Here is a 14,835-nt window from a genome sequence, read left to right on the forward strand (position 1 = left end):
AGTGCGCAAACTCGTGTGTTATACGTTCTTACCTTCTGCCAAACGATACAAACGATCAACTTCCTCATGACTCAGCTGACGCGCCTCGCCGGGTTGTAGTCCAGTTAAATCAAGAAAAGAAACTTTTTCGCGTTTCAATTTCATGACTGGGAAACCGACATCACGCAACATCAACTTCACTTGATGATTCATTCCTTCATGAATTGTCAAACCCACAAGTGCGGTGTTTTTAGTCTGATTTTTATTTTCGATCCAGACTTTCGCTTCGGCTGTTTTGCGGTTGTGAATTGAAACCCCTTGACGTAATTTTGCTAAGGCAGTTGCCGTGGGAATGCCTTCCACCTTGGCCATGTATGTTTTGTCGACTTTAAACTTAGGATGCATCATTAAATTAGCGAGTTGACCATCATTGGTCACCAAGATCAAGCCAGATGTATCGTAATCTAAGCGGCCGATCGGATATAAACGCGCATCCTGATCTGCGAAATAATCTGTGATCACCTTACGATTTTTATCATCACTGACGGCAGAAATAACCCCACGTGGTTTGTAAAATAAAAAGGTCATTGTCTTCTGCTGTTTGTCGATAGGAACGCCGTCAACTTCGATTTTAGCGTGTCCATCGACTTTGGTGCCTAATTCGCGCACGATTTCACCGTTAACGGTGACCCGACCGGTTGAGATCATTTCTTCAGCCTTGCGACGTGACGTCACGCCAGCATTAGCGATCACTTTCTGAAGCCGTTGCATCGATTCCGTTGGTTTCATTTTCTTGCTCCTCTTTCGTTTCTACTGTTTCTGAACTTGCAGATTGCTGCTTGTTCTTAAAAAATAAATCTAAATTACCATTTTGATCAAACTGACCGGAACCAAATTCAGACAACGGTGGCAGATCATTCACCGAATTCAAGCCAAAATAATCTAGGAAGTATGCAGTCGTCTCGTACAAAATCGGCCGGCCCGCAACTTCTTTACGACCAGCTTCTTTAACCATCTGCCGAGAAATCAAAGTTTGCAGGGCGCCGGTACTTTTGACCCCTCGGATCTGATCAATGTCGATCCTAGTGACAGGTTGTTGATAGGCAACAATCGCCATTGTTTCGAGAGCGGCCTGACTCAAACTGGTCGGTTGATGTTCGCTGAAATACTGATGTAAAATCGGGGCATATTGCGGTTTGGTCGCCATTTGATAAATATCATGATGTTGAATCAGCGTGATGCCACCGTCATGTTGCTCATAATCTTTTTGTAATTCCTCAAGCAACTGACGAACCGCACTGGCATGCAGTCCCAGGATCGACGCTAAATTTTTCAAAGAGATCCCATCATCGCCGAGCGTATACAGAATGCTTTCGATTTCGCCTTGATATTGACTCACGCCTTCATCCCCTCCCAGTTCAGCCGAATCTCCTCGTTCAGACCATCTTGATAGCAAGTGATCACCTTATTCTTCATGAGTTCAAGGCACGCCAGAAATAAAGAAATCACTTGTTGACGCGTGGTTTGTCCTTGAATGAGCTGAGAAAAACGCAGTCGATGACCAGCAACAGCTTTTATTTGGGTACAGATCAATTCCTGTGCCGCTTCAATCGAAAAAACCTCGCGATCAATGGTTTGATTGACGAATGCAACATCTTGCGCTTGTTTCGCCAATAAACCACTGAGCGCGGCGCCTAGCTCTGTTGTTGTCACCAATCCCTTTGGCAAAGGCTGAATCGGTTGCTGGGGAATGGCTGAAACTTCCTTGGTGAAATAACGGGCACGCTGTTGAGATTGTCGCGCCAAGAAATGGCTGACTTCTTGATAAGTTTGATAAGCCAATAATTGATCGACTAACGCTTGCCGTGGATCGATCGGTTCTGCATCACCAGCGTCCAATTGCGCAACTTTCGATTGTGGTAATAAGAAGCGACTCTTGATAGCCATCAAGGTTGCAGCCATCACCAAATATTCACCAGCGATATCGAGTTCAAGTTTCTCCATTGAGTTCAAATAAGCGAGATATTGATCCGTAATTTGGGCAATCGGAATATCATAAATATCGATTTCTTGTTTCTTGATCAGCTGCAACAATAGATCTAAGGGACCTTCAAACTTGGTCAACTGTAATTGTAATTCTTGTGTCGCCATAATCGTTATGCCTCGTTATTTTGCGCATTCTCAGCACAATGGCGTTCCCAAGCAGTCAACAGCTCGCTCATATCAACAGGTGACATGATGCGTTTGCCTTCGAAAAAAAGATGGACTGCATCTAAAACTTCGAATTGTGTCGCTTGATGCCGATAATCAGGTGTGAACGCAAGATGACGTAACATCACATAAGTGGGCTCAACTTCAACCCCAACGATGCCGACGAAATCGCCTTGGCTATTTTTCCATAAAAATAGTTGGCGGTTCTCTTCTGAACTATAGGCTGCCAATTCTGTAGATAAACGCTCGAAGTCCTTGAGATCCGGCGTAAATGAGAGCAGCCCTAAAGCAATCTTCTCATAATCCTGTTTGTACTTAACTAACATTAAATACCTCCATATCGTTCAACAAGAACTGATCGTGTTAATCGCGCGGATGCGATTTCTGGTAAACATCCAACAACCGTTGCTTAGTAATATGCGTATAAATCTGAGTTGTTGAAATATCGCTATGTCCTAACAATTCCTGAACAACACGCAAGTCTGCCCCATTTTCTAGTAAATGCGTTGCGAACGAATGCCGTAACGTATGCGGGGTCACATTCTTTTTAATTCCAACCTGATCGATATATTTTTTGATCATTTTCCAAATGGCTTGTCTTGACATCGAATGGCCATGAAAATTAAGAAAAAGCGCACCAACATAATGGTCGGAGCGAATTAGTCGCGGTCGACTTTCTTGCATGTATTGCTGAATAAAATCGATTGCTACATCACCAATCGGCAACAATCGTTCTTTATTCCCCTTACCGATCGTTTGGATCAGTCGCATTTCCAAATGCAAATCACCCAATTGAAGATTGACCAACTCGCTGACTCGCAAACCGGTCGCATACATCACTTCTAAAATTGCGCGATCACGCAGTCCAAGTGGTTTATTAATATTTGGTGCAGCCAGTAACTGCTCAACTTCGGCCATACTCAGTGCGACTGGCAAATGTTGACCGCGTTTAGGTGACGGAATTGTTTGCATCGGATCATGCGTGATCAATTCGCGATCAAACAACCACCGATAAAAATGACGCAAACTCGAAACGGCCCGCATTTGACTGTTTTCGGCTTTTTTTTCAATCACTAATTGATTCAAATATTGACTGATCACATCAGCATCTTCTGGAAAACCATCTAATTTTTGCGATTGGATCCAGTTAATAAAGTGTTCCAAATCGCGTCGATAGCTAGCAATACTATTCTCTGCTAACCCTTGTTCGATCGTCAGTGAACGTAAATAATCGACCAGTGCGTTATTCAACGTACTCGATTCCTTTAGGTGTCAACTTGGTGCCCGTATCATCAGTCGTGATCAACCCATTTTTCAACAGATTACCTAGAGCGCGCTTAAACGCACCCTTACTGATCCCAAAGTAATCTTTAATGATAGTTGGATCACTCTTGTCGTGATAAATAAAGGCATGCGTAGGATCGCGTTGCAAAATCGTCAACAACATTTTCGCATCTTCTTGAATCTCCACGAATGCAAATGGCTTCAAGCTGATCGATAAACGACCATCCTGCATGCGGCCGATCACACGGCCAGTAATTTCCTGACCCATGCGAGGTTCCTCGTCTCGTTCGCTCTCATGAATGAATCCTAAACGAAGATCATTTAACATCAAAAACGAACCGACTCGTTTGGTAATATAAACAATCCCAGTAACGGTCTCGTTGCGCTCAAATGACGGACTAAAGTGACCGATTTCTTTAAAAACATCATCAGTCGCTAAATCCGCCCACAAACGATTCTTATGATCCGTTTTCAACGAAATCATCAAGCGGTCGCCTTGTTGCGGCCATAAATTATGCATGAGTGGCAGATCATCTAATGACAAAACGACATCCTTGTCTGGCAAACCAATGTTAATAAAAACACCCAGATCACGACGCGCTTGAACGACCTCGCCGTAAGCATAACGATCCATCCCAACCGCGGAAATTTCAGTCGTCAACACCCACTGATCCTTCATATTTTCATACGCGAATCCTGTCACTTCGTCTTTAAGCTGCCAATCTGATTTGGGACTGTGCAAACGCAAGGTTTCTCCTTCATATTGCACATAAAATTCCTCATCGTTTTGATCACTGACAACCGCTGTAATAATTGAACCTGAACTTATCATTTTAACCTCACAATCGACTTAACGCCGAATTCATTATCGTAATAAAAACATATGTCATACCTGAAGCAATTACCGGGCCAGCAGCAATGCCTTTAAAAGCAACCACACCAATAATTGTTCCGAAAACTAACGCAACCGTAATTTCTGGACTCTGTGCCAGTAAACCAACGCCCTTGGACGACAAAACTGCCACGAGAATGCCGCAACCGACCGCAATAAAACCTGCGGGTGTCTTAAACGCATTGAGTAAGTCACGAAATCCAATTTTGCCAGTGGCGATCGGTACCAAGATCGCGACCGAAATAATAGTAACGCCCCAATTGATTCCTTGTGCTGAAAGCAATCCAAAAACTTTGTTCGATTGCGGTAAAAGCTTGATCACCAAGACAACCGCAGCCGCAATAATTAAAGATTGATTATGGCTTAATAAGGCAACGATCAATATTAAGCTAAGAAAAAGCCAGCTTTCCACACGCACACCAACTTTCATAAAAAGTCTCTGCATCCATTGTACCAAAAAAACCGATATTAAGAAACGGTAAAGAAAATGTTGGTCGGATCAGGGCTTTATCTATGGTGGATTTCATGGCAAATGCTTAAAATCTTATCTACCTTCGGCAGAAGTTGCTCCAGAAAATAGTGGGAAGTTGCTGTGGGGACGGCTGCAAGCTTTTGGAAGTGCGCCAAAAGTTTTCCGCCTAAAATGTGAGCTCCGGAAAATCGCCGGATCTCACATTTCCCCTTTCTGTAAATTAGCAAAGTACGCTCATTAACAGAAATACCACTGCAATCCCACTATTTTCTTCCGCAACTTCTGCCTAATCCTATTTTGGTTAGGCTAGGATCTGAATAACAGGGTTCCTCAAAAATGATTAACATTGTTGCCTTTACTTTAAATAGTTCAACTTAAAAGTCTGAGTGATGAACCAGTCCGCCTTTCGTCTTCTAGAAATTAAAGTTGCGGTACAAATCAGTCGCACCGGACTAGACGTTGACTAGAGTAACCACTATAAAACTGCCAAGATGAGTCAGAACGCGGAAGAAAAAGTTGCGACTCGCAGTGAAATTGTTCTTGCGGGACTAAATTATTTTCTAAATGTTCTTCGATGAGTTGACTAACAACGCAGTTACCCACCAAACCATAGTCCCGCTAGAACAAGGGTGATCTTCAAGACTTTTGTGGGCTTCAAAAGGCTTGAAGTCATCCCCACAGCGAGACGCAACTATTTTCTGGAGCGTTCTGACGGAACCAAATAAAATCCTACCTCACGCAAACAAAGCCTTCATAAATCGGTTTAAAGTTTTCAAATATCACTCTCACAGCAAAATGCAAACAAAGCCTTCTAAACTAATTTAGGTTTAACCCGTTAAAAACATTAAAAGAGCCTGGCTTTTCAGCCAAGCTCTTTAATAATCAATTTAATTCAATTCATTAAAGATTAAAGTGAATTTGAAGCACCGCGGTAGATAACACCACGACGTGAATCAACAGTGATCAATTCGCCATCTTTAACTAATGAAGTTGCTTCAGCAGCACCAACAATGACAGGAATGCCCATTGCGATACCAACAACAGCAGCATGAGAAGTCAAGCCGCCTGTTTCAACAACGATTGCGCTTGCCTTTTCGATTGCTGGCAAGTAATCTTTGTCAGTTGTCTTAACAACTAAGATGCTGCCATCCGTTGCTTTGTCAACTGCTTCTTTTGCTGATGAAGCAACAACTGCTTTACCAACAACTGTTTCGTCGCCGACACCTTGGCCCTGAGCTAACTTAGATCCAATTAATTGAACCTTCATCAAGTTAGTTGTACCAGATTCGCCAACCGGAACACCAGCGACGATCAAGATCAAGTCGCCTTCTTTAGCGAAACCAAGATCTTGTGCCTTTTGAGCAGCAATTTCAAACATTTCGTCTGTTGATTCTGGTTTAGCAGCCAAGACAGGAGTAACACCCCAAGTAACAGTTAAGCTACGTTGTGTCTTTTCGTCAAAAGTAACAGCTAAGATATTAGCATTTGGACGATATTTAGAAATCATACGAGCTGAGTAACCTGATGAAGTAGCAACAACAATTGCATTGACATGTAATTCTTCAGCAGTACGAACAACGGATTCGCCGATAGATTCAGTTGTGTTAGAACCTTTATATTCTTCGAAACGTTGTAATGCTAAAGTATTACGTTTTTGCAATTCTTCTTCAGTACGGATGTTGATACGGTTCATAGTTGCAACAGATTCTACAGGGTAGTCACCGTTAGCACTTTCACCAGAAAGCATCGTTGCATCAGTACCGTCTAAGACAGAGTTAGCAACATCGGTAACTTCGGCACGTGTAGGACGAGGATTTTCTTGCATTGAATCAAGCATTTGTGTAGCCGTAATAACTGGCTTGCCTAAAGCGTTGCACTTCTTGATCAAAGCTTTTTGAACGAAAGGAACGTTTTCGAATGGAATTTCGACACCCATGTCACCACGAGCAACCATCAAACCATCAGAAACCTTCAAGATGTCATCGATATTGTCGATACCTTCTTGTGATTCGATCTTAGGGAAGATCTTAACGTTGTCAGCATGTTTTTCTTCAAGAATTTGACGGATGTCCAAGACATCAGATGCTTTACGTACGAAACTTGCAGAAATGAAGTTGATATCATTGTCACAGCCGAAACGAATATCGTCGGCATCTTTTTCAGTGATACCTGGGAGGCGGATTTCAACACCAGGTGCGTTAACACCCTTCTTTGAGCCAACTTTACCGTCGTTTTGAACTTCGGTAACTAATTCTTTGTTAGCTTCGTCTTTAGCCGTGATTTTAAGATCAACTAAACCATCATCGATCAAGACATGGCCACCAACGTGTGTATCATCATAAAGACCAGGATAAGTAACGGCAATTTTGTCAGGATTACCAACTAAAGTAGCATCCATTGAAATGCGCATCACATTACCAGTCTTAGCTTCAAACTTGCCGCCTTCTTGATCAGTTGTCCGAATCTCAGCACCTTTAGTGTCAAGCACGATACCAACTAATTTGCCGGTAATTTTTTCAGCTTCACGAACCATGTTCATCCGTGATAAATGTTCTTCATGATCACCATGTGAGAAGTTAAAGCGGAAAACGTTAGCTCCTGATTCGATTAATTTAACAATAGTATCAACGTCATTACTTGCGGGTCCAAGTGTAGAAACAATCTTGGTCTTTTTCATGTAAAAAAACGCTCCTAACATATTTTTTTTTAGCTTTTCAAAGCCATTTTACCATAAATTATTGGGAATCCCTAACATTATTACTGATTAAACTTATTGTTCATATCATAAAGGTCTAAATCAGCATGATGCTTCTCATCGAACAGTTCTTCCATCGGATGTTCAGTGACTTGGTTGTTCTCGATACCGATCGCCAAGCCGCCTTTACCGGCGAGTAACAATTCAACGGCGTAGTTCCCCATCTTGCTAGCTAAAACACGATCACGAGCCGTTGGTGAGCCACCACGCTGCACGTGGCCGATCGTTGTTGCACGGGAATCGAAATCACCGTGTTTATCCAATTCAGCCTTGAAATCAGCGGCGCTCATGACACCTTCTGCAATAACGATCACCGCATTGTCATGACCAGCTTCGCGATAGTCGGTCAGCTTCTTAGAAATTGCTTCAATATCGTATTCCTTTTCAGGAACAACGATTGCTTCAGCACCAGCAGCGACGCCAGCCCACAATGCCAAGTCTCCGGCACCGCGACCCATCACTTCAACAACGAAGACACGTTGGTGACTCGTTGCTGTATCACGGATCTTATCGATCGCATCAACAGCAGTTGTTAATGCCGTATCGAAGCCGATCGTAAAGTCTGTGTAAGGAATATCGTTGTCGATCGTTCCTGGCAAACCAACTGTATTGTAGCCATGTTCAGTCATGCGTAACGCACCATGATATGAACCGTCGCCGCCAATAACAACCAACGCATCGATACCAAACTTCTTGAGTTGGTCGATACCTTTCAGCTGACCCTCAACCTTAGCAAATTCAGGATAGCGAGCAGAGTATAGGAATGTACCCCCACGGGCGATCTTATCCGCGAGAATTTCGCGTGTTAATGGGAAGACATCACCAGCAACTAAACCAGCGAAGCCATAATTGATCCCAAAAACTTCAAGACCTTCATCAAAAGCTCGTAAAGCAACGGCTCTAATAGCAGCATTCATACCTGGAGCATCGCCGCCACTCGTTAAAATACCGATCTTTTTCATTTTTTCACCTCAGATTAAGAATAATCTCATACTTGGTTGAGCTCAATGAACGAAATCACCAAAATTGCTCTTGGAATATCCAAATTCGATCATTGCTCAACACGAACAATTTAATATTACCACCTTTGGCACAAATTGTCTTTAGATATCCTTATGAAAATTTAGTTTTCAGAAAATTTAATGCTTAGCCACCACATTTTCACCACCTAAAAGCTGTGCCAGTTTCTCGATCAGTTCACCAGAGACATTTGCTTGATACTGTTGTCCTAGCTGAATATTGCGGTGATCAGCAGCGAAATGAACAATCACCTGTGAAAATCCATGATGCGTTAAAAGCAGTTTTTTCATTTCATCCCTGACTACAGGCTGGTCTCGATCAGCAGCAACTTGCAAAAATAAAGTTGCAGGTTTCTGGTCAGGCGCGGCGAGGTCGATCTCATTGGCAATAAACTGTTGCTTGCCACCCTGTCCAGGCCGTGAATCCAATTTTCCACGTAGCAAGACTACCTTGCCAGTTGCCAAATAGGATTGTGCCTTCTGAAACGTCCGTGGGAAAACCGTGACTTCAATATCATCGGTTAAGTCTTCCGCGCTCACAAACGCCATCCGTTCGCCTCGTTTTGTTCGAATCGTTTTGACGTGGCGAATATAAACTAATAAAGTGGCTGGTTGCTCGGTCAGTTGCGCAACAGTTGTGGCGTTATTTTTTGTAAAAGTTTGTTGATAATTTGAAAGTGGATGGCCCGAAAGATAAACGCCTAACAGATCCTTCTCTAATTCGATTCGTTCTTGATCAGAATAGTCACTGACTTGCTCGACTTTCGGCGCGAGGACATCGAATAATGGCACGCTATCACCTGAAAGCTGCAGGCTCTCGATCAGATTTTCAATATTGGTCACCACTTGTTTACGATTATGATCAAAGCTATCGAAGCCCCCGACCTGAGCCAAAGTTTTAATGGGATCTAATTTCAGATAACGTTGCGTTTGACGTTTGAGAAAATCATCAAGATTGGCATAACGCCCATTAGCTTGACGTTCGTCGGTAATGGCATGAATAAAGTCTCGCCGAATTCCCTTGATCGATTCGAATCCGAAACGAACTGTTCCATCGGCTAAAGTGAATTCCGCCTCGCTTGAATTAATATCCGGCCCCGCCACTTTCACTTTACGATTACGCAATTCCTGCAGATAAGCGGCAATTTTGCGATCATTATTTAAATTGGCGTTCAATAAGGACAAGAAGAACTCGGCTGGGAAATGGACTTTAAGATAGGCTAACCAAAAGGCGATCATGCTGTAGGCAACGGAATGTGATTTATTAAAGCCATAATTAGCGAAGCGTTCGATATAATCGTAGACCGTCGTCGCCACGTCTTCTTGATAACCTTGCTGTTTTGAACCACGAATGAAACTTGCGCGGGCATTATCTAAATCGGCTTTCTTTTTCTTGCTGACGGCGCGCCGCAAGTTATCGGCTTGCGCTAGCGTGAATCCGGCCATCTTAACTGCCACTTGCATGATCTGTTCTTGATAGACCAGCACGCCATAAGTGTCCGCTAGAATATCCTTCAGTTCAGGAACTGGATACGAGACTGCTTCTTTGCCATTTTTCCGAGCAATAAATGTGGGAATATTCTCCATTGGGCCTGGCCGATATAAAGCATTCGTCGCCACAACATCGCGAAATTGCGTGGGATGCAGGCGTCTCAGAACACTGCGAATACCATTGGACTCAAACTGAAATACACCGTCTGTGTCACCTTTTTGAAAAACGGTCAAGGTTTCCTGATCTTCGAGATCGATTTTACGCGGATCGAAATCGCCCAGTTCCGGATGGTGTTGTTGAATGGATTGAACCGTCCGATTCAAAATACTCAAATTACGCAAGCCTAAAAAGTCCATCTTAAGCAATCCGAGTGCTTCGACATCGCCTTTGGGCAACTGGGTGAGCTTGATACCTTCACTGCCATCCTGCACGGGAACTGTATCCGTCAATGCAGATTGGCTCAAGACGATTCCCGCAGCATGAGTTGAATAGTGCCGTGGCAATCCCTCAATTGCTAGCGCTGTTTTGAATAACAATTTATTTTTTTCACTGCCTGCAACTAAATTCTTAATGCCTTCTGATTGTTTGTAAGCAGCTCGCAACGTGATATTAAGTTGATTCGGTACGGCCTTCGACCACTCACCCATTTCGATCTGAGTCAGGTTAAAAGTGCGTCCCACATCGCGCAGTGCTTGCTTAGCGGCCAACGTGCCAAAGGTGATGATCTGCGCCATGTGTTGATCACCGTAACGGTCGTGCATGTACTGAATCAACTCGTCGCGACGATCATCTGGAATATCTAAATCGATATCCGGCATGCTGACTCGTTCTGGATTCAAAAACCGTTCAAATAAAAGATCGTATTTCAACGGATCGACTTCAGTGATCCCCAAACTATAAGCCACCAACGATCCGGCAGCGGATCCCCGACCAGGTCCGGTCATGATCCCCACCTGATGCGCATGGCGAATCACGTCCCAGATAATCAGAAAATAATCCGCAAATCCCATTGAAATAATCACTTCGAGTTCATATTTCAGCCGGGTTTCATAATCATCCGAGACTTCTGAACCGACCCGCCGTTTCAAACCTGCCTGAGCGAGACTTTGCAGATAAGTTGCCGCCGTTGTGTTTTCGGGAACCTCAAAACGAGGCAGCTGTGCGCGTTTAAATTCTAATTCGACTTCACACTGATCCGCAATTTTCTGTGTGTTGACGATTGCCTCGGTCAAACCAGCCCGTTGATAACGAGCTTCCACGTTCGCCTTCGTATCTAAGTAATAAGTGCCCTGTTGATTCGCACGCATCACCGGATCGTCCAGTTGTTCGCCGTGATCAATGGCAGCTAAAACTTCGTTGGTAAACGTATCTTGTGGGCGTAAATAGCGCACATCGTCGACCGCAACCAGCGGTAGCTTGAAGTCAGTAGCAAGCTGTTGAAACTGTTGCTGCGTCGCTGATGATGCGCCGCGCGTCGAAACACCCACGAAAAGTTGTTCGGTGACGTTTTTAAAGCCGACGCTAACTTGTTTGTACCAGTTATTTTTGATCTCTTGATCTGCTTGCAGCAATTCCGCAGTTTCGCCCAAGTTAGGGGGAACAATCGCAATCACGTTTGCTAAAAACGGCTGAATATCTGACCAAGTTAATTGTGCTTGGGTCATCTTCAAAGAAGAAATCCGAAATAAGTCATGATAACCTTGATTATTCTTCGCCAATAAAATGACGTCAAATGTTTTCTCGCTGGAAATGACACCTGCGACCTGAATCGTCAGACCAATAATTGGTTTAATTCCCGCATCCTTCGCTGATCGATAAAAATGGACAACACCATACATCGTGTTTAAATCAGTCAGTGCGAGCGCTTGATAGCCGAATTCCTGGGCTGATTTAACCAGGTCATCGATTTTGATCGAGCTTTGTAATAAGCTGAAACAACTTCGAACCTGTAAATTAACAAAAGTCATGGTCGCACCTCTTTCTATTGCCATTATAACAAAATCGACGCTTAAATTAACAACATTACCGCTGACTAAACATTTTTTGTGGCGTCCTATTTTTTCAACCCGTTCATAAAAGCTGCTGTTGACACACAATTTTTCAGCTACTTTCATGATTGTTCTTGGTATTTTGAAAATAATTATGCTAGAATGGAGTCTTGAAAGTGAAAGAAGGGTTGACCGTGAAACGTGTCGTCGTTGTCGTCTGGGCAGTGATCCTAGGTGTCGTTGCCGGTTTTATCGGTGCTAAGCTCGATCAGAGTGGTGTCAATATTGCGTTGAGCGCGATTGTCTTTGCGATTTTTGGCTTGCTTTTAAATTTTGTTCCCGAAATTATGAAGGGCACCTATTCGAATGACTCCGATTCTAAATCAGAGACTAAATAAGTAAATATTCGACAAAAAAGAACGGCAGTTGATCATTGATCAACTTGCCGTTCTTTTTTGATTCTAGATTTATTTAACAGTTGCTTTCAAAACAGCTTCGTCGGTCGTCACTTGACGATCAGCAGTTGCAAATTTGAAATAGCCGACTGCCGTCATGTTCGTAACCACGACAAGCATTGTTGTTTTCTTACCTGCTTCTTTGATGGCATCAAGATCAACGGTTGCTAATTTCGCACCGTGTTCGATACTTTCACCTTCAGAAACGTGTAGTTCAAATGGCTTACCGTTTAATTCAACGGTGTCTAAGCCCATGTGGACAAGAACTTCTAAGCCATTCTCAGTTGTGATACCTAAAGCATGCTTAGTTGGGAAGATGGTTGTGATCTTACCACTAACTGGTGAAACGATCTCGCCAGAAGTTGGTTCAACTGCATAACCGTCACCGATCATCTTTTGTGCAAAAGTTGGATCAGAAACTTCTTCAATATCCAACAGCTCGCCATCTGCCAAGCTATAGAAGTCATCCGTTGCACCTGAATGAACATTCGGTTCAGAAACCGTTGCAGCTTCCTCAGCCGGTGTTTCAGTGGTTTGATCTTCACTAGCAGTTGCAACTGGCGCCTTTTCTTCGTAAAGCTTAGCTAAAGCATCGGCAGTAAATTGAACTTCGGTACCAATAATAATTTGTAAGTTAGTCTTGTCTAACGCATTCACACCGACTGCACCGGCCGATTTGATCTTACCTTGATTGATCTTGTCTGTATCATCAAGTTGCAATCGTAATCGAGTCGTACAATTATCGATGTTGGTAATATTGTCGCTACCACCAATTGCGGCGTAAATTTTCTTCGCCTGAATCATGTACTTATCATCAGTCGAATCGGTTGCAACTGCGGCGTCATCGACACTAGCAGCTTCAACTTTTTCGCGACCAGGTGTCATTAAGTTAAATTTCTTAATGGCAAAATTAAATCCGAAGTAATAAATGACTGCCATGACCAAGCCTTGCACGATCAGCATGTACGGTTGGTTGGCGATCGGATTTTTCAGACTAAGCACATAATCGACTAGACCTGCACTAAATGCAAATCCTGCGGTCCAATGCATAAATGCCGCAAAAGCCAACGAGAGTCCCATGAAAACTGCGTGCAGAACATAAAGTGGCCAAGCAACGAACATGAACGAGAATTCTAGTGGTTCAGTCACACCAGTAAAGAATGATGCAAACGCACCGGCCAACATCAATGAGGCCGTTACTTTTTTATTCTCAGGACGTGCATTACGATAAATTGCGTAAGCACCTGCTGGTAAACCAAACATCATAACTGGGAAGAAGCCAGCTTGATACATACCGGTGATACCTTTAGGCCCCTGTGACGATAAGAATTTACCGATATCATTGATACCCGCAACATCAAACTAGAACACCGAATTTAAAGCTTGGTGTAAGCCAGTTGGGATCAATAAACGGTTGAAGAAACCGTAAAGACCGGCACCAACTGCACCCATGCTGACAAATGTTTTACCAAATGTAACCAGCGCATCATAAACGGGTGGCCAAACGAACATTAAAATCACCGTGACCCCTAACATAACAACGGAGGCCATGATTGGAACTAGGCGTTTTCCACTGAAAAACGAAAAGGCCATTGGTAACTTTGTATTATGAAAACGATTATATAAAGCTGCGGCAATCAAACCTGCAATAATACCCACCAACACGTTATTGGCAATGTGGCTAAATGCAGGATCAACTGCGCCGACCTTAATTCCCATCAAGGTTGCAACTGAGTCTGGTGCCAAAATTGAAACTGGCACGAAATAGGCAACAACACCAGCCAAAGCAGCTGAACCATCCTTGTCTTTAGACATGCCCAACGCAAGCCCAACGGCAAAAAGTAATGCAAGTTGCCCCAAGATGGCATTACCACCCGCTTGCAAGAAAGCAGAGATAGCATCTGGGTGCACTGAGTCCCACCAGTTACCAATACCAACGATTAATGATGCTGCTGGTAAGACGGCGACTGGGAGTTGTAATGAGCGCCCCATTCTCTGGAGATATGACTTCATGTGAAAACTCCTCTCGAATCTGATAGAAAACTTTTAACTGTCTTAATATACACTTAGAAACGCCCTTGTGCAAACGTTTTTAACTGTTTTCGATATGGTCTATACCGATTTAACAATCGAACAAGCTGTTTGACCACTTTAATTTATTTTTGGTATACCACAAGATTTTTAGGCTAATTTGGGAGATGTATGCATAAAAAGACCTAACCGTGCACTAGGCCCTGTCAAGTTGACAAATGAAATAATATAAAGTTGAATCTGTTTCTAAGCGGCTT

The 14,835-nt window shown here is 43.3% G+C and carries 11 protein-coding genes and 1 pseudogene; 1 reads left to right on the top strand and 11 read right to left on the bottom strand.

Going from position 1 to position 14,835, the window contains the following annotated elements; genetic code table 11:
• Positions 1-18 precede the first annotated feature (18 nt).
• From EKM67_RS04930 to dnaE, 10 genes are all read right to left on the bottom strand, one after another.
• Complete coding sequence (locus tag EKM67_RS04930; protein WP_125577869.1) at positions 19-750, bottom strand: pseudouridine synthase; 732 nt, start codon at positions 748-750, stop codon at positions 19-21.
• Positions 722-1,378 carry an SMC-Scp complex subunit ScpB gene (scpB, locus tag EKM67_RS04935; protein ID WP_225417316.1) on the bottom strand — a complete coding sequence of 219 codons (657 nt, stop codon included), beginning with the start codon at positions 1,376-1,378 and terminating at the stop codon, positions 722-724. Before scpB ends, EKM67_RS04930 begins: the two co-directional genes overlap by 29 nt.
• Positions 1,375-2,130: a segregation and condensation protein A gene (locus EKM67_RS04940; RefSeq protein ID WP_125577854.1), complete on the bottom strand. Its 756-nt coding sequence runs from the start codon at positions 2,128-2,130 to the stop codon at positions 1,375-1,377. Before EKM67_RS04940 ends, scpB begins: the two co-directional genes overlap by 4 nt.
• Before the next feature lie 5 nt (positions 2,131-2,135).
• Positions 2,136-2,516, bottom strand: coding sequence for an N-acetyltransferase (locus tag EKM67_RS04945; RefSeq protein WP_125577856.1), 381 nt, complete (start codon positions 2,514-2,516; stop codon positions 2,136-2,138).
• 37 nt (positions 2,517-2,553) lie between these two features.
• Positions 2,554-3,441, bottom strand: coding sequence for a site-specific tyrosine recombinase XerD (xerD, locus tag EKM67_RS04950; protein WP_125577858.1), 888 nt, complete (start codon positions 3,439-3,441; stop codon positions 2,554-2,556).
• Positions 3,434-4,306, bottom strand: a complete 873-nt coding sequence (locus EKM67_RS04955) for a CvfB family protein (protein WP_125577860.1) — start codon at positions 4,304-4,306, stop codon at positions 3,434-3,436. Before EKM67_RS04955 ends, xerD begins: the two co-directional genes overlap by 8 nt.
• A gap of 7 nt (positions 4,307-4,313) precedes the next feature.
• Positions 4,314-4,778, bottom strand: coding sequence for a DUF441 domain-containing protein (locus EKM67_RS04960; protein WP_125577873.1), 465 nt, complete (start codon positions 4,776-4,778; stop codon positions 4,314-4,316).
• A 967-nt stretch (positions 4,779-5,745) separates the two neighbouring features.
• Positions 5,746-7,515 (bottom strand): pyruvate kinase, encoded by a 1,770-nt coding sequence (gene pyk / locus EKM67_RS04965; RefSeq protein WP_125577862.1) that lies wholly within the window; start codon positions 7,513-7,515, stop codon positions 5,746-5,748.
• 80 nt (positions 7,516-7,595) lie between these two features.
• Positions 7,596-8,555 carry a 6-phosphofructokinase gene (gene pfkA, locus EKM67_RS04970; RefSeq protein ID WP_125577864.1) on the bottom strand — a complete coding sequence of 320 codons (960 nt, stop codon included), beginning with the start codon at positions 8,553-8,555 and terminating at the stop codon, positions 7,596-7,598.
• Positions 8,556-8,732: 177 nt separating this feature from the next.
• Entirely contained in the window at positions 8,733-12,071 is a 3,339-nt protein-coding gene (gene dnaE / locus EKM67_RS04975; RefSeq protein ID WP_164506567.1) for a DNA polymerase III subunit alpha, read from the bottom strand.
• A gap of 197 nt (positions 12,072-12,268) precedes the next feature.
• Between dnaE and EKM67_RS04980 the strand changes: the two genes are divergently transcribed.
• On the top strand, positions 12,269-12,490 hold the full coding sequence (locus EKM67_RS04980; RefSeq protein WP_225417319.1) for a DUF2929 family protein: 222 nt from the start codon (positions 12,269-12,271) through the stop codon (positions 12,488-12,490).
• Between the two features lie 69 nt (positions 12,491-12,559).
• On the opposite strand, the pseudogene nagE reads toward EKM67_RS04980, so the two are convergent.
• Positions 12,560-14,560: pseudogene (nagE, locus tag EKM67_RS04985) on the bottom strand (N-acetylglucosamine-specific PTS transporter subunit IIBC).
• Between the last annotated feature and the right edge of the window lie 275 nt (positions 14,561-14,835).

The organism is Lapidilactobacillus mulanensis, assembly GCF_003946215.1.
Classification (GTDB): Bacteria; Bacillota; Bacilli; order Lactobacillales; family Lactobacillaceae; genus Lapidilactobacillus; species Lapidilactobacillus mulanensis.